Source organism: Exiguobacterium sp. B2(2022), from assembly GCF_028823655.1.
Lineage (GTDB): Bacteria > Bacillota > Bacilli > Exiguobacteriales > Exiguobacteriaceae > Exiguobacterium > Exiguobacterium aestuarii_A.
Genome location: NZ_JAPEHX010000019.1, coordinates 23,511 through 43,668, shown reverse-complemented (window position 1 = coordinate 43,668; position 20,158 = coordinate 23,511). Strand labels below are relative to the sequence as shown.

At 47.1% G+C, this 20,158-nt stretch carries 18 protein-coding genes and 1 other annotated feature; of the genes, 14 read left to right on the top strand and 4 right to left on the bottom strand.

The genetic code is table 11. The annotated features are described in order from the left end of the window. From ON063_RS05450 to ON063_RS05425, 6 genes are all read left to right on the top strand, one after another. Positions 1 to 1,114 (top strand): MFS transporter (locus tag ON063_RS05450; RefSeq protein ID WP_274664488.1); only part of this gene is annotated, 1,114 nt, incomplete at its 5' end. A 129-nt stretch (positions 1,115 to 1,243) separates the two neighbouring features. After that, positions 1,244 to 1,990: a bacteriorhodopsin-like gene (locus ON063_RS05445; RefSeq protein WP_274664487.1), complete on the top strand. Its 747-nt coding sequence runs from the start codon at positions 1,244 to 1,246 to the stop codon at positions 1,988 to 1,990. Between the two features lie 53 nt (positions 1,991 to 2,043). Continuing rightward, positions 2,044 to 2,259, top strand: a binding site (T-box leader). Between the two features lie 39 nt (positions 2,260 to 2,298). Then, on the top strand, positions 2,299 to 4,704 hold the full coding sequence (gene leuS / locus ON063_RS05440; protein WP_274664486.1) for a leucine--tRNA ligase: 2,406 nt from the start codon (positions 2,299 to 2,301) through the stop codon (positions 4,702 to 4,704). A gap of 117 nt (positions 4,705 to 4,821) precedes the next feature. Continuing rightward, complete coding sequence (locus tag ON063_RS05435) at positions 4,822 to 5,949, top strand: hypothetical protein (protein WP_274664485.1); 1,128 nt, start codon at positions 4,822 to 4,824, stop codon at positions 5,947 to 5,949. 17 nt (positions 5,950 to 5,966) lie between these two features. Next, positions 5,967 to 6,479 carry a hypothetical protein gene (locus ON063_RS05430; RefSeq protein ID WP_214693364.1) on the top strand — a complete coding sequence of 171 codons (513 nt, stop codon included), beginning with the start codon at positions 5,967 to 5,969 and terminating at the stop codon, positions 6,477 to 6,479. 315 nt (positions 6,480 to 6,794) lie between these two features. Then, positions 6,795 to 7,631, top strand: coding sequence for a DUF2268 domain-containing protein (locus ON063_RS05425; RefSeq protein WP_274664484.1), 837 nt, complete (start codon positions 6,795 to 6,797; stop codon positions 7,629 to 7,631). A gap of 105 nt (positions 7,632 to 7,736) precedes the next feature. Here the strand turns inward: ON063_RS05425 and ON063_RS05420 are convergent, their stop codons facing one another. Next, on the bottom strand, positions 7,737 to 9,002 hold the full coding sequence (locus tag ON063_RS05420; RefSeq protein WP_214693360.1) for an NAD(P)/FAD-dependent oxidoreductase: 1,266 nt from the start codon (positions 9,000 to 9,002) through the stop codon (positions 7,737 to 7,739). 143 nt (positions 9,003 to 9,145) lie between these two features. Here ON063_RS05420 and ON063_RS05415 point away from each other — a divergent pair, with 143 nt between their 5' ends. Both ON063_RS05415 and ON063_RS05410 read left to right on the top strand, forming a co-directional pair. Next, complete coding sequence (locus tag ON063_RS05415; RefSeq protein ID WP_214693358.1) at positions 9,146 to 10,843, top strand: putative polysaccharide biosynthesis protein; 1,698 nt, start codon at positions 9,146 to 9,148, stop codon at positions 10,841 to 10,843. Next, entirely contained in the window at positions 10,843 to 11,553 is a 711-nt protein-coding gene (locus tag ON063_RS05410) for a pseudouridine synthase (protein WP_274664483.1), read from the top strand. Before ON063_RS05415 ends, ON063_RS05410 begins: the two co-directional genes overlap by 1 nt. 70 nt (positions 11,554 to 11,623) lie before the next feature. Here the strand turns inward: ON063_RS05410 and ON063_RS05405 are convergent, their stop codons facing one another. Both ON063_RS05405 and ON063_RS05400 read right to left on the bottom strand, forming a co-directional pair. Beyond that, positions 11,624 to 12,250, bottom strand: coding sequence for a DUF3885 domain-containing protein (locus tag ON063_RS05405; protein WP_274664482.1), 627 nt, complete (start codon positions 12,248 to 12,250; stop codon positions 11,624 to 11,626). A gap of 103 nt (positions 12,251 to 12,353) precedes the next feature. Then, entirely contained in the window at positions 12,354 to 12,575 is a 222-nt protein-coding gene (locus ON063_RS05400; RefSeq protein WP_074033475.1) for a DeoR family transcriptional regulator, read from the bottom strand. A 308-nt stretch (positions 12,576 to 12,883) separates the two neighbouring features. On the opposite strand from ON063_RS05400, the gene pepV reads away from it, so the two are divergent. From pepV to ON063_RS05370, 6 genes are read left to right on the top strand one after another with little or no spacing between them, the layout of a single operon-like run. Further along, positions 12,884 to 14,272, top strand: coding sequence for a dipeptidase PepV (gene pepV / locus ON063_RS05395; protein ID WP_274664481.1), 1,389 nt, complete (start codon positions 12,884 to 12,886; stop codon positions 14,270 to 14,272). Positions 14,273 to 14,331: 59 nt separating this feature from the next. Continuing rightward, positions 14,332 to 15,483, top strand: coding sequence for an MFS transporter (locus ON063_RS05390; protein ID WP_274664480.1), 1,152 nt, complete (start codon positions 14,332 to 14,334; stop codon positions 15,481 to 15,483). Positions 15,484 to 15,488: 5 nt separating this feature from the next. Continuing rightward, positions 15,489 to 16,064 carry an RNA 2',3'-cyclic phosphodiesterase gene (gene thpR / locus ON063_RS05385; RefSeq protein WP_274664479.1) on the top strand — a complete coding sequence of 192 codons (576 nt, stop codon included), beginning with the start codon at positions 15,489 to 15,491 and terminating at the stop codon, positions 16,062 to 16,064. After that, positions 16,034 to 16,873 (top strand): NERD domain-containing protein, encoded by an 840-nt coding sequence (locus ON063_RS05380; protein ID WP_274664478.1) that lies wholly within the window; start codon positions 16,034 to 16,036, stop codon positions 16,871 to 16,873. Before thpR ends, ON063_RS05380 begins: the two co-directional genes overlap by 31 nt. A gap of 19 nt (positions 16,874 to 16,892) precedes the next feature. Then, positions 16,893 to 19,058: a type I pullulanase gene (gene pulA, locus ON063_RS05375; RefSeq protein ID WP_274664477.1), complete on the top strand. Its 2,166-nt coding sequence runs from the start codon at positions 16,893 to 16,895 to the stop codon at positions 19,056 to 19,058. Positions 19,059 to 19,107: 49 nt separating this feature from the next. Next, the gene (locus tag ON063_RS05370) at positions 19,108 to 19,902 is read left to right on the top strand and encodes a phosphotransferase family protein (protein WP_214782134.1); all 795 of its coding nucleotides are present in this window, start codon (positions 19,108 to 19,110) and stop codon (positions 19,900 to 19,902) included. Positions 19,903 to 19,938: 36 nt separating this feature from the next. Here the strand turns inward: ON063_RS05370 and ON063_RS14900 are convergent, their stop codons facing one another. Further along, on the bottom strand, positions 19,939 to 20,049 hold the full coding sequence (locus ON063_RS14900) for a hypothetical protein (protein WP_012726769.1): 111 nt from the start codon (positions 20,047 to 20,049) through the stop codon (positions 19,939 to 19,941). Positions 20,050 to 20,158: the final 109 nt, after the last annotated feature.

Sequence of the window (20,158 nt, the reverse complement as noted above, 5' to 3'; positions counted from 1 at the left end):
TTTTTTATGGCCATTTAACACACTGTATATTCATGATTTTTTAGGTGAGTCGATGACACTTGCTGGGGTGGCACTTCTTGTGAACTCCGCACTCGCAATCGTCGGAAACTACATCGGAGGGACATTATTCGACCGAATCGGTGGAAAGATGACGCTCATGATTTCTGTCGGTTTGTTGCTTGCGAGCTCACTCGGATTTTTACTGTTCCACGCCACGTTCTTCGGCTATTTGGTATGGCTTGGTATGATTGGGTTCTCAGGTGGACTCGTCTTTCCGACCGTTTACGCGTTTGCGGGACTCATCTGGCCAGAAGGTGGACGCCGTTCGTTTAACGCGATTTACGTTGCGCAAAACGTAGGTGTCGCACTCGGTACGGCCATGAGTGGTCAAATCGCGCGCTTTAACATCGAATGGATCTTTTATGCAAACTTCTTCTTGTCGGTCTTATTTGTCGTGGTCCTTTTATTTGGACTTCGCTACCTGAAAAACCCGGCACGTCCTGTCGTTCAATCACAGTTAGAGGCAGCTGCCACGACGCTCTCGAGCGCAACGATGAAGTCGATGTGGTATGTCGCAGTCGGTTACGCCGTGCTTTGGTTCGTTTACGTACAGTGGCAAGGGACAATCGCCGTTCATTCAAAAGACCTTGGTGTCACAATCAGCCAGTATTCACTGCTTTGGACGGTGAACGGGGCGATGATCGTATTCGCACAGCCGTTACTCAACCGTGTATTGCGACAGTTTGAGGATGACTTAAAACGTCAACTGATTATCGGAGCCTCGATTTTCCTCGGTGCTTTCTTGATCGTGCCGTTCGCAGGCGGATTTGGCATGTTCATGGTCGCGATGGTCGTCATGACAATCGGGGAAATGTTCGTCTGGCCAGCAGTCCCGACGATTGCTGCGAAACTTGCCCCTCCTGGTAAGGCGGGACAGTATCAAGGGCTCGTCAATATTGCAGCATCTGTCGGTCGGATGATTGGACCGACATTCTCGGGCTTATTATTCGATGCGTTCGGGATGAACGCAGTATTTACGTTGATTATTTTGCTGATCATTACGGCTAATATTGTCTTTTTACGTATTCGTTCATTAAATGTTCAAAGTTCGTGACGTTTCGCATATTCTCTACAGATTTAAACCTTCGTCTTATTGACTTTCGTAGATAAAATTTAGATGAAGGATCCTTTCAACCACATATGTTTGTTGTCGGTCAGCTCTGAGGTAAAGGGGATGGGTATGATGAACGAGGAAGTCAATTTACTCGTGTTGGCAACGCAGTATATGTTTTGGGTTGGTTTTGTAGGAATGGCGGCAGCGACATTATATTTTCTAGTTGAACGGAGCAGTCTTGATCCTGAATACCGTTCGGTCGCGACTGTTGCGGCACTTGTTACGTTTGTGGCAGCGATTCACTATTACTTTATGAAAGACGCAGTCGGAGATTCTGGATTGCTGTCGGAAATCACAGGATTTCCGACGGAGATTCGGTACATCGATTGGCTCGTGACGACACCGTTACTATTGATTAAGTTCCCGCTACTTCTTAGTTTGCAAGGAAAGATGAAGACTGGATTATTAACGAAGTTGATTATCGCAGATATCATCATGATTGTAGCTGGGTATCTCGGTGAGTCATCGATTAACTTGAACGGTGGCTTTACGCAACTTGGACTTTGGGGATATCTTGTCGGTTGTATCGCTTGGATTTATATTATTTACTTGCTCTTCACGAATGTCACGAAGGCGGCTGAGTCTTCACCTCCACCTATTCGAAAAGCATTGCTCAACATGCGTCTCTTCATTTTGATTGGATGGGCGATTTACCCAATCGGCTATGCTGTGACGTTGTTCGCTACAGGGATCGAAGTTCAACTCGTGCGCGAATTGATATACAACGTGGCAGACTTGATCAATAAAGTAGGATTTGGGTTGATTGCGTTCTTCGCTGTTAAAACCATTTCGACGCAGAAACAAGTCAAAGCTTGAAAACTTCAAGTTGACGTTGAATTTCAGAATGGGCTAAAATAGACTACGATGAATAGCAAGCGATGAAGAGGATTAGTAGCGAACGTTCCGTTTCAAAGAGAGTCGATGGTTGGTGTGAATCGATAAATGGAGGTCGTGAACTCGCCTTGGAGCTGTTTTCCTGAACCGAGTAGGGAAAACCGGGGTTACGCCTCGTTATCGGCGTCTCAAGTGGCAGCAATGCAACATGGGTGGTACCGCGGAGAGCTTTCAAGCCTTTCGTCCCATTTTCGGGGACGGAAGGCTTTTTATTATGCAGAGGAGGAAGAATGTTGAGCTATTTTAAACATCAAGAAATCGAGCCGAAATGGCAAAAGCGTTGGGAAGAGAAAGACGCATTCAAAACGACAGAAGACCCGGAGAAGGATTGTTTCTACGTCCTCGATATGTTCCCGTACCCATCAGGTGCTGGCCTTCACGTTGGTCACCCGGAAGGTTACACGGCGACGGATATCATCGCCCGTATGAAGCGGATGCAAGGATATAATGTCCTCCACCCGATCGGCTGGGATGCGTTCGGTCTTCCTGCCGAACAATACGCACTCGACACAGGGAATGACCCACGCGAATTCACAGCGCGTAACATCGAGACGTTCCGCCGTCAGTTGAAAGAACTTGGTTTCTCGTATGACTGGGCCCGTGAAATCAGTACGACGGACCCGAAATATTATAAATGGACACAATGGATTTTCACGCAATTGTTCGAGCGTGACCTCGCATACGTCGACGAAGTTGCCGTTAACTGGTGCCCTGCACTCGGTACGGTCCTTGCGAACGAAGAAGTCATCGACGGCTTGTCAGAGCGTGGGAACCACCCGGTATACCGTGTCCCGATGAAACAGTGGGTGCTTCGCATCACAGAATACGCGGAGCGTTTGCTTGAAGACTTGGAAGATCTTGACTGGCCAGAGAGCGTAAAAGAGATGCAACGCAACTGGATCGGGAAATCAGTCGGTGCCGAGGTCGATTTCAAGGTCGACGGTCACGACAAGATTGTCACGGTCTTCACGACACGTCCGGACACACTTCACGGAGCGACATATGTGACGCTCGCACCGGAGCATCCGTTCACAAAAGTGATCACAACACCTGAACAATCAACAGCAGTTGAGGCTTACATCGAGGAAGTTTCGAAGAAGACGGACCTTGAGCGTACAGACCTTGCGAAAGAGAAGACAGGAGTCTTCACGGGCGCTTATGCGATCAACCCGGTAAACGGTGAGAAACTTCCGATTTGGACAGCAGACTATGTCCTCTCGACATACGGGACAGGTGCAGTCATGGCCGTTCCTGGGCACGATGAGCGTGATTATGAGTTTGCGAAAACGTTCGACCTCCCGATTCGTGAAGTCGTCAAAGGTGGAAACTTGGAAGAGGCGGCTTATGTCGAAGACGGGGAGCACGTCAACTCAGGTAGCTTGAACGGACTCAATAAAGCCGATGCGATCAAGACGATTATTGAAGAACTTGAAGCTGCGGGTACGGGTCGTGCGAAGACGACATACCGTCTTCGTGACTGGTTGTTCAGCCGTCAACGTTACTGGGGCGAGCCGATTCCAGTCGTCCACATGGAAGACGGAACGATGAAGACGGTACCGGTCGAAGAGCTTCCGCTCGAACTTCCAATCATCGATGAAATCAAACCATCTGGTACAGGTGAGTCGCCACTCGCGAACGCAGAAGAGTGGTTGACGTACACAGATCCTGTCACGGGGGAAAAAGGTCGTCGCGAGACGAACACGATGCCACAATGGGCAGGTAGCTGCTGGTACTACATCCGTTACATCGATCCAGATAACGAAGAAATGATTGCGGACCCTGAAAAACTCAAGCGTTGGCTTCCAGTCGACTTGTATATCGGTGGTACGGAACATGCCGTTCTTCACTTGCTCTATGCACGTTTCTGGCATAAAGTCCTTTACGATATCGGTGTCGTTCCGACGAACGAGCCGTTCCAAAAATTGTACAACCAAGGCATGATCCTTGGTGAGAACAACGAGAAGATGTCGAAATCTCGTGGGAACGTCGTCAACCCAGATGATATCGTGAAATCACACGGGGCGGATACACTCCGTCTTTATGAAATGTTCATGGGGCCACTTGACGCGGCAATCGCATGGTCAACGAATGGTCTTGACGGGGCACGTCGCTTCCTCGACCGCGTATGGCGTTTGTTCGATCAAACGAACTTTGCGGATGTGGCACCGACTGCCGACTTTGAACGTACGTATCATCAGACGGTGAAAAAAGTCACTGAAGACTATGAAGCACTTCGCTTCAACACAGCAATCTCGCAGTTGATGGTCTTTGTCAATGAAGCGAATAAGCAAGAGACGTTGCCAAAATCGCAAATGGTCGACTTCATCAAGATGCTTTCACCTGTCGCTCCACACTTGTCTGAAGAGTTGTGGGAGAAGATGGGCATGACGGAAGAGTTGACGTATGCGGCTTGGCCGACGTACGATGAGTCAAAACTTGTGAGTGACACGATTGAAGTCGTCATTCAAGTAAACGGGAAACTTCGTGCGAAAATGCACGTTTCGCGTGACGCATCAAAAGAAGCGCTTGAAGCGGAGGCACTCGGCAACGAGCGTGTCCAAGAGTTCACAGAAGGCAAGACGGTTCGTAAAGTCATTGTCGTTCCTGGAAAACTCGTCAATATTGTAGTGGGATAATTAAAAGAATGTGTGACATTGTCGCACATTCTTTTCTTTTTGGTGAGGTCATTTTCTTTTACGGTCGGTTTTGATACACTAAAGGGCGATACTGAAGTAGAAGGGGACGACATGTCCATGAAACGTTCTTATGTGCTATACACGACACTATGTGCTGTCGTGGTCGGTGTGATCCTTTGCTATGTCTTTGTCTTCTCTGATGAAGAGATTCAGCGGCAGGTCGCCTCGACATTTGAAAAAATCGACATTCAAACGAGTCATCAAACGGCATCCCTCCCACCTGTGGAGGCAGCACAAGATGACGAAGATATTGATACGACCGATGCGCTCGAGCAAATCAACCAAATCGATGAAGTGTACTACAGCGATACGATTGGGGCTTATCTCGTGCTTACCGAGCAGGCTGAATTTTTCGAAGTGAGCGGGAACGGCACACGCGTCAACTCAGTGCTTCAACTCGAAAATACGGGACAGGCGCGACTCGATGATTTTATCGGGATGCGGATGGTCGAAGAGAACCTAGTATATGCGGTGACTGCAAACGGGACACTCATCACAATTGAGCGGGAAGAAGGACGCTGGGTCGAACGACCACGTAAACAAATCAAAGGTCTCGTATCGGAAGACCGAATCTTTGGTCTCGGCTATGACCGAGAATCGAATCGTCTCTTCATGATGAATCGATTAGCAGACACGCCGGACCTTGAGCTCCTCTATATTGAAGAGCGTGAAATCGAGCCGGAAGTGCCTGCGGAAAACGAGTCAGAAGAATCGACAGAATCTGATGATAATGTTGAAGGCACTGAAGAATCAACAGAAGAAGCGACGACAGAAAATGTCTCGACGAATGACAATGTCTCTAGTGAGACGGCCGCTGCGGAAGAAGAGGCACCTGAGAATGAGCAGGATACGCCAGATGAGGCAGTCGAGGAAAAAGAATCGGAAACGGAATGGATGCTCGATTCGCGTCAAGCGTTATCGGCTGACGGGATGAGCGCCTCAATCCAGCAAAAGTTTGAGCGATTCGAAGGCGTTGGGCTTGTCGAGCGACAAGGCCGAATATACGTGCTCGACTCGGAAGAACTCGTCCTCTATACGGTCAACCCGGAAGAAGGTACTATCAACGGTCAGATGGTGACACCTCGCGTGTATGACTCGACCGGCATGTTTTTACAAGACAATGAAATCTTTGCAATCGTCCACCCGGAAGTATTTGATTTGGATGCTTTCGTCTCTGTGGACTAACAATGGGGGAAAGACAGATGAGCAAACGTTACTTTTTTGAAGAAGTGAAACAATTCCACGAGACTTTCGGACATCCAGGAGCAAAATCTCCGCAACCGTTGACACTTGATCGTGCGACGAAACGATCAGTTTGGACGGCAGAGGAAGCGGTCGTTGAATTTTTACACCAATCGTCACAGACAGAAGAAGAGTTCTTACAGGCCATCGAGCAATTCCAAGAAGGATTCCAAAAAGCGGTCCAAAAATCATTACAAGACGCACCACCGTCAGATGATGTGGAACGTCTCGTCGGTCAAGGGGATGCGTTAACGGACGCGCTATATTTTGTGATGGGCAGTTTCGTTGAACTTGGACTTGATCCGGTGCCGTTGTTTGAAATCGTCCAGCGTGCCAATATGGCGAAGCTTGGACCGGACGGGAAACCGATCTTACGCGAATCGGACAATAAAGTCATGAAACCTGAAGGTTGGATGCCACCGGAGCCGGAGCTCGAAAAAGAAGTGCGTCGTCAAATCGCAGGGAAAGAATAATCACAAACGGCTTGAGCCCTCATTAGAAAGGGTTTGAGTCGTTTTTTGTTGTGAAGGTCATAATGACATCATGGTATTAGATGAGATTAGGAAGGTCATGAGAGTAATTAATGGTATAATTTAACATAAGCAAGCGAACGATGAATATTAATCATTGAGATGGAGGTCATTCAGCTGAAAAAATTATTCGGTATTCTATGTTGTAGTTCAGTACTTCTGTTAGCATCATGTAGCAATGATGAAAAAACGTCAGAATCTAAAACGTCTGAGCCTGACGTTTCAATCGAAACGATAAAAATCAACGAAGAGAATGAATTGACAATCGTTCCACTTTACACCCAATACCAACAATATTTGAATGCATCCCTTGAAACAACCGATGCGGAGGAGAACAAACAAAACTTCAAAAAATACGTACTAGATTACATAGGAGAGGTCGGAAAGGAAGAAAAGATCGATACATCCCTCATCAAAACAAATTTTTTACTAAAGCCGACTCCTCATAAGCAACAATTGCTGAAGCAGTTGGACGCATTAATCGAGCGGCATGACGAGATTAATGAGATTATTACATCAACATATATCGATTCAAATCAAATCCTTCCTAAAAAGAAGGGTATGGTGTTTGTTGCCCCTTACAATCCTGAATTCTTCTACGATAGTGAAGCGTTGGAAGGTGTGGCCGGCCAAGCCTATAATGATACCTTCATCTTGTTTCTCGATACAGATTTTGACAAAGGTGTGCTAGCCCATTCGACGGCTCATGAGTATCATCATCTGATTCTTTATGATCAACCTGAGTTCCGTCTTAATACAATTCTTGATTCTGTCATCATTGAAGGGAAAGCCGATACGTTTGCCGACCGCATTGTCAAAGGGGTAACGCCACCATGGTATGTACCAATCGATGATGCGACCATGGAACATATCGCGAGCCGAGTGAATGATTATGAAACGTCCCACACCGATTTTGTAGTCGGTAATTATCAAAAGGATATGCCACGTTGGAGTAACTATATTCTAGGGAGAGATGTGCTCCATGACTATTTGACGGCGCACCCAGAGCTGTCGATTTCCGAATGGACGTTCAAAGAAGGTCATGAAATTTTAGAAGGATACAAATATCGAGATGTGATGGAATTGGAAAATTAAGTTGAAAAAGAATGTTAAAAGGCTTGACCCTGAATGATACAGGATCAAGCCTTTTAATTGTTAGTGATCACGATAGAACGCAGACGATGCGTTGGGCCGAATCCTTTACCGCTCTGTCGCCAGTTCAGCTGCGTGCGATCCGGCACAATGTCCAGTTGTGAAGGCGGCCGTGATGTTGTAGCCACCTGTGTATCCATGAATGTCGAGCACTTCACCGGCAAAGAATAGACCTGGCGCCTTCTTTGACATCATCGTCTGTGGCGCAACTTCCTTAACCGAAACACCACCACCTGTGACGAACGCTTTGTCAAAGTCGAGTGTCCCGACGGCGTGCATCTCGAACATTTTTAGACGCGTTGCGAAATCAATGACGGATTGCTTCTTCAACTGACTCGCATCTTCTTCTCCAAATGCGAGCTCTTCTAATAACAAGTCAAGAAGTCGCTCGGGGATATAGCCTTTCCATACGTTTTTGACGGCACGCTTCGGTTGGCTCTGTACTTGATTCCACAATTCTTGGACGAGCGCATCTCGTGATGTGTCCGGGAAGAAGTCGAGTGACAAGAGTACGACTTGTTCTTTGCTGCGTTTCCGTTCTTTGATTGTGTACTGACTGCAACGGAGCGCGATCGGACCCGAGATCCCGAAATGGGTAAAGATCATGTCACCTTGGTGCGTCTTGATCGCTTTTCCTTTTTTGCCGTGCACCGTCAACGCGACGTCACGTAACGATAATCCTTGAAGTTGTTTCGTTCCGATGAATGAATCATTCAATTTGATTGGCACTTCTGTCGGGAATAGCTCCGTAATCGTATGCCCAGCTTTTTGTGCCCATGGATAGCCGTCACCTGTTGAACCTGTATGAGGAACAGATTGTCCACCGACCGCGACGACACAAGCTTTCGCTTCAATCATTTCACCGTCCATCAACTCGACCGCGTGAAACTCATTTTCTTCATTAAAATGTAGCGTTTTGACTTCTGCCTTTTTTCGAATCTCGACACCGAGGTCTTCGATTGCGCGAAGCAACGTGTTGACCACGTCCTGTGCCTTATCCGTTACAGGGAACATTCGCCCGTTGTCCTCTTCTTTTAGCGGGATGCCAAATCCTGTAAAGAGGTCGATGATGGATTGGTTATCGAACTGGGCGAGGGCGCTATATAAAAAGCGGCCATTCCCAGGGATGAACTGAATCAATTCATCGATTGGTTTTCGGTTCGTGACATTACAACGCCCTCCACCTGAAATCGCTAATTTCCGACCGAGTTTAGACCCTTTATCAATCAACAAGGTCGATGCGCCGCTCTTTGCAGCTGCATACGTTGCCATAAGTCCGCTTGGACCTCCGCCGATGACGATGACATCTTTCATGTAAAATCTCCTCATTTCTTCATCTATATGATTAGTAAAATTATCGTAACTTTATTATCCGTAACAGTAAGAGTATAATGAGAAGCGGTTGTTTTGTAAAACCGAATTCATATGAATAGTTGATTTATAGATGGAGGTGCCTCATGTCATCAAGCGCCAAACAAGATTCTGGAAGAGCCTCCTTCGTCAAAGGAACGCTTCTTTTATCGGCGGGAAACTTGATTTCCCGGATGTTAGGGCTGTTGTACACATTCCCGTTCCAAGCGATGGTCGGGATTGCCGGAGTGACGTTGTATCAAGCGGCTTATACGTATTACGCAATCATGATCTCCATATCGACGGCAGGGATTCCTGTTGCCGTCTCGAAATTTATCGCCAAATATAATGCGCTAGGGGAATACGGAACGAGTCAACGATTGTTCCGACAAGGAATGAAGCTGATGCTTGCGACCGGTGTCGTCGCTTTTTTATTACTCTTTTTTGCGGCACCATGGCTATCCGAGCTGATGGTCCGAAATTCGGAGAACAATCAGCAATACATTGACTCGCTCACACTCGTGACGAGAAGCGTCAGTTTTGCGTTACTACTCATCCCAGCGATGAGTATGGTTCGTGGTTATTTCCAAGGACATCAAGACATGGCTCCAACGGCAATCTCACAAGTCGTCGAACAGATTGTACGCATTCTATTTCTTCTCAGCGGGACGATGCTTGTCTTGTTCGTCTTTGCGGACTCTGACTTCATTCGACCAATCGCGAACGCTCTTGGAGGGACGCAATCCGTCGAGACGACTGAACTGAATGGATTGAAAGTCATTGCCGTCACGATTGCGACGTTTAGTGCTTTTGTTGGGGCGATCGGTAGTTTCGTCGTACTCATGATGTATTGGAAGCGTCGAAAAGACATCCATCGTCAGACGGATAATCCAGCGGGCACACCTGTCCGTTCGATGAAGTCGTTGTTACTCGAGTTGCTCAGTTACTCGATCCCAATCGTGATGGTCGGGGTATCGACCCCTCTCTATCAGCTGATTGATCAGTTGACGATGGTCAATACGTTACTCAGTTCGGGTGCGACCGTATCCGAAGCGACTTCAGCTTATGGATTCTTAACCGGAAACGCACATAAAATTGTATTGATCCCTGTGTCGATTGCGGCGAGTGTCTCGATGGCGACAATCCCGCTCGTGACTCGTTCCTTCACGACAGGAGATATGCTGAAGGTACGAAATCAGGTCAACCATATTTTCCAAGTTTCGTTCTTCGTGACGATTCCTGCTGTCATTGGTCTCGTGGCTCTCGCGGAACCATTGTTTGGGACGTTGTTCCCGGGAGACCGTGAAGGCTGGGTGTATTTACTTCATTATGCACCGAGTGCTTTCTTCTTAGCCTATTACTCGGTTGCGGCTGCGATCCTCCAAGGGATTAACCGTCAGTACTTCACCATCTTTGCTACATCGATGGGGCTATTGGCGAAACTCGCCCTGAACGTGCCGTTCGTCTATTGGCTCGGTGGCATCGGGGCGGGTTATGCGACGATTGCTGGATACATTGTGGCGATCGTGCTCATGGTATGGATGATTCAGCGCTCTCTTCACTTCCCGTATAAGCAATTGCTTCGTCGGACCATCTTGATGTTCTTGATGGGGGCGGCGATGTTTGCGGCTGTTTACCTTTCTCTTCTCGTCACGTTGCAAGAAGAAGCGAGTTGGGGAAATGACATCTTTGCGACAATCGTCGGTGTCATCGTCGGGATTCTCGTATACGGATATCTCGGCTGGCGCAGCCATCTTGCAGGGAAATTATTAGGGAAACGCTTTGAATATCGGAGGAACGGATAATGCGAATTGATAAATTGCTATCGAACATGGGATATGGGTCACGAAAAGATGTAAAAATCCTATTAAAACAAGGGGCAGTACGAGTCGATGATGCACCTGTAAAAGATGCGAAACGACACGTTAACCCAGAATCAGAGCGAGTCACGGTGTTCGGGGAAGTCGTTGAATATCGTCCATTCATCTATTTCATGATGAACAAGCCTGAAGGGGTCATCAGTGCGACGGAAGATCAAGTCGAGACGACAGTCATCGAGTTAATTGATCCGGAGTATGCCCATTACGACCTTTTCCCGGTCGGACGGCTCGATAAAGATACGACGGGACTTCTCCTCATAACGAACGACGGCGCGTTCAACCATGCGCTCATGTCACCACGTAAACATGTCGACAAAGTGTATATTGCTGAAGTCGATGGGGAGATGACGGCTGAGGACATCAAAACGTTTGCGAACGGCGTCGAATTAGAGGATGGATATACGACGAAGCCGGCCCGACTCGAGATTTTGAGTCGGAGCGGGCGTCGCTCTGTCATCCGTCTCACGTTGTCTGAAGGGAAATATCATCAAGTGAAACGAATGGTCGCGGCGGTAGGCAAACACGTCGAGCGATTAGAGCGTGTACAAATCGGGGAGCTTGAACTCGATGAGACGCTCGAGCTCGGGGCATATCGTGAGTTGACGGAAGAAGAGGTTCAATTGTTTCTTCAATAATTAAAGAGGTGAGAGGGAATCTGTCCAATTGGGCGGATTCTCTTTTTGTATAAAAAGCTCTAATTTTCGATCATATCTTTTTGAAAATGGCATCAAAATCAGCACGCCAATAGTTAACTAACCAGTCGTTGTATTTGTGATATAAAGGGACTAATGGTTCAACTTCATTTGAACTTAAGGTACAACCTCGATCATCATACATATGAAAAACGATGTTCTTTTCAGTGCTTATAAAGTATACCGTTTGTCCAATAGAAGGTTCTCTTCCTTGCTCGTAATTTCCTATACCTCTAAGGATTTTCTCGTAAGAGATTGACTTTATCTGCGAGGATACAAATTTCGCTTTATATTCATGTTTGATTTTTATAATTTCCCCTGTTTTTTCGTCTATATCTTCATCTAATTCGAATAACGTTTCTTCTTCAATCTGTTGCTTCATGAATAAACCATACAAATATTCGGGAGTGGTATTCCCGAACATGATGTCCTCTGTTTCGTTCCAATCCTTGATAAAGATATGGATGTAATCATCAGATTGAAACACTTCCTCAAACAATGTAGTCACTCTTTTCACCACTTGCTCTATTCTCTCATCCGTTCCGTTTTTATACGGTTCGCCGAGTTCGAATCTTAGATGGACTTCTCCAGATAGGTTTGGAAAATGATTATCTATGTACTTCATTATTTCTTCTTTCACATCATCACCTCATCTTGAACATTTGATACAACCCAAAACCACAAGACCTTCTTTCATAAAAAAGAGACCTGAATGTCAGGTCTCTTGAATCTACATATACGTTTCAATTTGCCGTCTTGAGTGAACGTTTCGATGAAGTCCACGTGCCACGGCTAGGGCTCTCCACAAGATTATTGTACTCAAGCACGTTCAAATCACGTTGCACAGTGCGCGACGTAATACCGAACTCTTCTACTAGTTCTGAAGTGGTAACTGTCTCCCTTTCATTGATGAACAAATAAATGGACTTGATGCGCGTTAACATCCGATCTGTTGAGCCTTTCATTGGATAACCTCCCAATGTGTAGAATAATGATAAACCATACCTACAGACGACAAAATGAAATATAAAATTGTTATTTTCTAAAATTACACCTTTAGTATACCGCTCCTGTACAAAAATGCAAGTAGAAAGCACGAACAATCTGTTTGTAAAGATTTGATTATGAACGTAAATATCGAATGAAGATTGTTTTTTTGTATTTAAAATGAGGTCAAACACGAACGAAAAAAACTTTTCTAAATGAATGTTCGTCTTTCATTCATTTGGATATACTAGTAAGGGAGAGAACATTCGCAAAAGGGGAGATGAACATGAATTGGAGACAAGAAGTCGACAATCGTAAAGATGCATTTTTAGAAGATTTAAAAGGATTATTACAAATCCCTAGCGTGCTCGATGAATCAAAAGCCGCGCCGAACATGCCATTCGGGCCAGAGGTTCGAAAAGCGCTCGACTACATGTTTGAGCTTGGTGAGCGAGATGGCTTTAAAACGAAAGACGTCGGTGGATATGCAGGACACTTGGAGTATGGGGACGGTGAGGACATCGTCGGGATCTTATGTCACCTTGATGTCGTCCCTGCAGGCGAAGGGTGGACGTATGGTGCGTTCAATCCGACGATTACATCGGACGGAAAAATCGTCGCTCGTGGAAGTAATGATGATAAAGGACCATCGATGGCTGCTTACTATGGTTTACGCATCGTCAAAGAACTCGGGTTACCACTCTCGAAACGTGTCCGCCTGATCGCAGGTTGTGACGAGGAGAGCGAGTGGCGCTGTGTCCGCGAATATTTTAAACAAGAACAGATGCCGACATACGGCTTTGCACCAGACGCTGACTTCCCAATCATTAACGCAGAGAAAGGGCTATATGACGGTGTATTGACACAACTTCCGATTCAACGCGCACCAGAGTCGGCGTATCACCTTCTCTCATTCACGAGTGGAGAGCGTCCGAATATGGTGCCGGACTTCGCGAAAGCTGAATTGAAAACAGACGAGGTACTCGAAGAAAAGTTCGAGGCTTATCTTGAAAAGTATGAAGCGGACGGGACGTGCGTGTATGATCGCGGCACATATACGTTCACGATGAAAGGAAAAGCGGCACACGCGATGGAACCGGATAACGGGATCAACGCGGCCTACGTCCTCGCTGGATTCTTGTTGCACCTTCCTCTCGATATTCAAGGGGAACGCTATATTGAACTCGTTCGTCATGTGTTTGCCGATTCTCGCGGCATTTCGCTCGGGATTGAGGCGAGTGACGAGACAGGTGATTTGACAATCAACGGTGGTGTGTTCCGCTATCACGAAGATGAGCGCACGGCTACGGTTAACCTTCGCTACCCTTATACGGCGAAGTTTGAAGAGCGGTTGCAAAACCTACGTGAAATCGCGTTGTCGCTCGGTTTCGAATTGAAGACGCGTCAACATATGCCACCGCATCACGTGGCTGAAGATCATCCGCTCGTGAAGACGCTCGCGAGTGTTTACGAACGTCAGACGGGGGAGCATGCCAACTTGATGGCAATTGGTGGGGGAACTTACGCCCGTTCACTCGAGGCGGGGGTCGCATTCGGTGCATTGTTCCCAGGCGCTAAAGATGTGGCGCATCAGGTCGATGAATATATGGAGATAGAAGATTTATTACGCGCAGCAGCGATTTATGCTGAAGCGATTTACGAGCTCGCTAAATAAGAACCGTGGAGAGCTGACTGATGTAGTCGGCTCTCTGTCCTTTAGGAAGGAAGTTATCATTGAATTCGCAAAAAAGATTGTTTCAATCTGTATATGTCGCCATTTTCTTCGCACAAGGGGCATTGATCCCTTACATGGCTTTATATTTTTCACAAGATCAATTCGGACTGAGTCCTAGTCAAGTCGGAAATATCGTGGCCATTCTTCCCATTCTTTCGATTGGTGTACAACCACTTTGGGGAATGTTGACCGACCGCACCGGGCGGGTGAAGGCGTGGCTCATGTTAGCGATGTTAAGCGCAGCCCTTATTTCGTTTACTTTTTTAGTGGCAACTTCATATGTATGGATTGTGATGCTCATGGTGATTTGGTCTGTATTCCAATGTGCACACATTCCGCTCGTCGATATGATGACACTCGACTATACGACACGTTCAAAAGTGGATTATGGAGCGATTCGTTTGTATGGGTCGGCAGGTTTTGCCATCGCGGTGTTTGCGATGGGGTGGATTTCCGATACGACGTGGGGCCTTGCTAGTACGTTCGTATTAAGTGCCGTCCTACTGATCCTCGGAAGTGTGTTCGTCCGAATGATTCCGGAAAAGAGCTCGATTCGTGACGTCACGTTAGCTCCGATCTCATGGACAGCTGTATGGAATAAGTCCTTCTTATTCTTTCTGCTCGGGGGCATGCTCGTCTTCGGACCAATTTATGCGAACAACTATTATTTTGGATTGTACGTGACAAGTAGCGGGGGATCGACGACGCTCGTCGGAACACTATTCCTCGTCGCGGTTTTGTTTGAAATTCCCTTCATGAAAGTGGCGTCACAATTTGTAGAACGCTTTGGCAGTGTCCCGGTACTCGTCGGGGCGGCAGCCATCTCGGCCATGCGAAATGGAATCCTTGCATTAGAGCCGCCCATTTGGGTTGTTTGGCTTCTGGCGATTGCACAAGGTCTTGTCGTCGGACTTTTAATTCCGGTCGCGCTTCAGTTCGTCCGGAAACTTGTCGACCGTCAAGTCTCTTCAACGGCAATCGGTGTTTACATGGCGTTGACTTCGGGACTTGCGACAGCGGGATTCAACAAGTTGAGTGGTACAATCATCGAACTCGATGACATCATCGGCGTATTTTGGATGTATACGATCGTCACGGCAATCGGGGCAGTGATTTGGATTGGACTGACACGTCGCGCACTGAAAGGATGAATCAGATGAGCACGCATTATTTTATTGCGATTCCAATCGAAGCGGCCGAACTCGCCGCTGTGCAACAAGCCATCTTACCGTATTACTCGTATCGGCGAATTTATCGACCGGACGAGTTTCATTTGACGATACAATTTTTAGGGGGGATCGATGGTGAAGAGCTGGATGAAGTGAAAGAAATCACTAGAAGAATCAGTCAAGAAACCCTTCCGTTCACGTTGACGTTTCATGCCATCGACCATTTCGGGAGAACGGACCGTCCACGCGTGTTGACGATTGTACCTGATGCGTCAGATGCTCTTCAGCGATTTGCGACGGCGCTGCGTCAAGAGCTCGTCGCATTGATTCCGAATTTAGACCGAAAAACATTCGTCCCTCATGTCACTCTCGCAAAAAAGTGGGACAAAGGGGAACGGGTTGCTTACGTCCCACCCGAGTTCAGCGTAACCGAGTCGGTGGAAGAAGTGATCTTGTATGAAGTGCAGCCGAATCATACTCCGTCCTATAGGGCGATTGAAGTATTTCCGTTAAGACGGCCAGAGGAGGACATATGGCAATCCCGGTTAAAATTTTTGACGTAATCTCAAAATATGAACGTGATGTATTAGATCAATACAATCGCTATTTGGAATATGTAGAATCCGATACGGCCCGATTGCAGCGTCTTCATGAAAACAATCGACTAAGTCCAGTCGAAGTGCTTGAGATTGATCGGCCGTGGTGGAAATTTTGGGCGAAGTCGGAACGGATTGAACTAGAACCGAAACCACTCGCCGAATCACAGTATCAGAAATTACTTCGAGAGCGCCGACACATTCAAAAACTGCAATTTGCTTGTGAAGGAGTACTTGAGGCAGATTTACCACATTTGGCATTCACGAGAGATTTTGCATATCGCGTGATGCGTTCCGAATGGAATGAACGACACTTCTTCTTTTATCGTCCCGTCATTGAGTGGAACGGTGCGACCGTTGAATTAAGTCATCTCCTTGTCGGTCCTACGCATCTCTATATCATAGAGTGGCTCGAGGGAGACAGAAGCATCTATCACATATCGAAAGAGAAGACGTGGGTTCATCAACCGCTGAAAGGGGAAAATACTCGTGTAGTGAACCCGCTCATTGCGTTGACTCGCACCGAAGAACTTGTTCGACAAATTATACCGAACTATGCGGGTGTCCTTCAAAAGGTCGTCATTGCAGCAGATGGTTATTTTGATAACGTCCCGAGCGTTCGAACGACGCATTATGTGGGACGAAATGAGTATAAAGAGTGGATGAAACAAGTGAATGGGCGTGCAACAATTGTAAAAGCGCAACAAGTTCGCGATGTCGCTACATTGTTAGAAGTGACAGCCAAGATGCCGTTTCGTCAATTTATGGATCAGTGATTGAGAGGAAGGGACGCATATGCATCACACACCAGATCAAAAGACTGCCTCGCATGTAACGATTGAGAGCGCGTCTTTCGTATCATTTGAGACCATACAACTTGAGATTGTGCGCGAATATGAATCCGTTCCAGTACAAATTGAACAGAATGGACGCCCGATCGACTACATGGTCGAACAGCAACATGTGAACGAATCAGGGATGATTGAACAAATTCTGCGACTATATGAACCCATTTCTTTAGACATGATGTATACAGTGTTTCATCCGGGACAAAAGACGACGGTCATCGTTCCACGAGAAATAGTGCGCTCCGAAGAGTTCGAACGTCGGTTCTCATATGATGGGCCACTTGGTGTGTCATTTACGCCACACGGGATGGAAGTGACCGTATGGTCGCCTGTCGCACTCTCGATGTGGATTACCGTCCATGATGACACGAACCACCGTGAACTCGAACGCTTCCATATGCACCGCGGCACACGTGGGGAATGGAGTGGTGAAATACCACAAGCGTTCCAAGGAATGTTATATCGCATAGAAGTGAAGACACCGGTCGACACGAGGCAAGTCGTCGACCCTTATGCGCGAGCCGTCAGTTTGAACGGTGAGTATGGTGTATTGCAAGATGTGGCACGATTTGTCCAGAAACAGGTCGAACAAGCCGTGCGCCCCCCTTTATGGAAGGCAACGGATGCCGTCATCTATGAACTTCACATCCGAGACTTCACAAGCCATCCCTCATCCTTGAGTCAATTGAAAGGACTGTACGGTGGGGTGTCTGAAAAAGGAGTTCGGACGAAAGCAGGCAATAGTGCCGGACTCGACTATTTAAAAGAACTTGGCGTGACGCATGTCCAGTTGCTCCCTGTCCATGATTTTGGAAGTGTCGATGAGGCAACTCGTATGCCGTACAACTGGGGCTATGACCCAATTCATTGGTTCGGACTTGAAGGAAGTTATGCCTCAAGACCCGATGTGCCGATGAGTCGGGTATTCGAGTACGCGTCACTTGTCGCGGACCTCCACCGGTCAGGTCTTCGTGTCGTCACAGACGTCGTGATGAATCACATCTATATTCGTGAACATTCACCGCTCGAGGCGCTCGTCCCTTATTATTATTTTCGGTATGAGCATGACGGAACGGTCGCAAACGGGACCGGTGTCGGGAATGATACGGCATCGGAACGTTATATGATGCGGCGAATGATTGTCGACTTCGTTTCATACTTTGCCACAACTTATCGAGTGGACGGATTCCGTTTCGACTTGATGGGAATCCATGACGTCGAGACGATGAATCAGGTGCGAGCCGCCCTTGATAAAGTTGACCCGTCCATCCTTGTGTATGGAGAAGGGTGGGACTTGGCGACACCTCTCGGACAGTCCTTGAAGGCGACTTCGCAAAATGCAGCCCGAATGCCTCGTATCGGACACTTTAACGATATGATTCGAGATGCTCTAAAAGGCTCGACCTTCAATGACCGAGAACGTGGATTCATTTCAGGAAATGAGTGGCGAGAATGGGAGCTCCGTGAATGTCTGACCGGGGCCGTCCATATCCCGAACGTGACGGTTGGACGTTTCCCGAGTCCGACGTATTCAATCAACTATGCCGAAGCCCATGACAATTATACGATTTATGACAAATTACAGTTGTCGTGTGAAGGGGTTGATGAAGCGACTCGCCTCGCAATGCAGCGACTCGCCAATGCGGTCGTCATCACGTCTCAAGGGATCCCATTTATCCACGCGGGTCAAGAGTTCGGTCGAACGAAACATGGCGTGGAGAATAGCTATAATTCACCAGATCACATCAATCATTTCGATTGGGACTTACGCGATGCGCGAATCAGTGAGATCGAGTATGTGAAGACGCTATTGAAATTGCGACGACTGCATACATGCTTCCGTTACGATTCACGTCAGGAAGTCATCGACCATTTCACATTCCTGCCGTCGCCGCCGGGCGTCATCATTTATGAACTGACGGCGAGCCACTCGTATGACGCTTGGCAGCGGGTACGCGTATATATTAATGGAACGTTCGAAAAACTGTCATTCGAGAGCGATGCGAAATGGAACGTCTACGTTCAGGGGGAGACTGCTAGCCTCGTCCCGATTGAAAGAAACCCGTCACACATTCAAGTCGAGTCGTTGTCAATGACGATTCTCGCGTGTTAAGATGTTGATTGTATCTCTTTAATTCAAGTAAGATTTGAGCGTGATGAATATGTATTCAGATATAGTCGGTGCGCTCGGTAAAGAGTGGACAGTCGCTTCTGCCGGAGGTATTACGGGCGAAGCGTATGTAGCGACGACGCGCCAACAGAAGATTTTTGTGAAACGGAACTCTTCTCCATTCTTGGCAATTCTTTCAGCGGAAGGAATTGTTCCGAAACTTCTTTGGACAAAGCGGATGTTTAACGGGGACGTATTAAGTGCCCAACAATTCATTGAGAGCCGCGAACTTTCACCAGAAGATATGAAGCGACCAGATGTCGCGGCACAACTCGGAAAGATTCATGATTCGAAAGAGCTATTATTCATGTTACAACAATTAAATCACACACCGGTGACGCCGCACTTGTTGCTTCGTCAGTGTGAAGCATATGAACAAGACGAGACAGATCCAACGATTGGAGAGGCGATTCAATGGTTAAAACACCATTTGCCTAAAGTCGACGAGCAAGAGTTCGTCGTATGCCACTCTGATTTAAATCACAACAATTGGATCGAAGATGAAAACGGTCTTCTCTATTTGACGGATTGGGACGATGCGATCATCGCGGACCGTGCCTTTGATTTGGCGATGGTAGTCTATAGCTATGTCGAAGAGGCGGAATGGGAGCGTTGGTTCACGCATTATGGGGTCGAGGTTTCGAGTGAACTTCATAATCGAATGCATTGGTATGCGATTGCCCAAACGATTTTAACGATTTATGGGGAACGAAACGATGCAGCACGAACAGAAGGTTTTCATGTACTGCGCGAATTAATCGATGAGGCGTATGAACGAATCAATTAAAAGGGATGGCTGTGCGCCACCCCTTTTTGAATGTGTTTAGATGTCGTCCGGATTCATGAAGTAAGCCCAAACGAACGTTGCGATAACGCCTGCGAAAAACGTAAGTGGAGCGGCATAAAAAATTAAGAATTGATCTAATGTACTCATCGTATCTAACCTCCTTGTGAAGGATGATTCACGTTCATTAAACTATGATTTCGTGTATAATCGCAAGAGGACTGCTCGTACGTAACGTGCATATTCCCATTAAACTTGA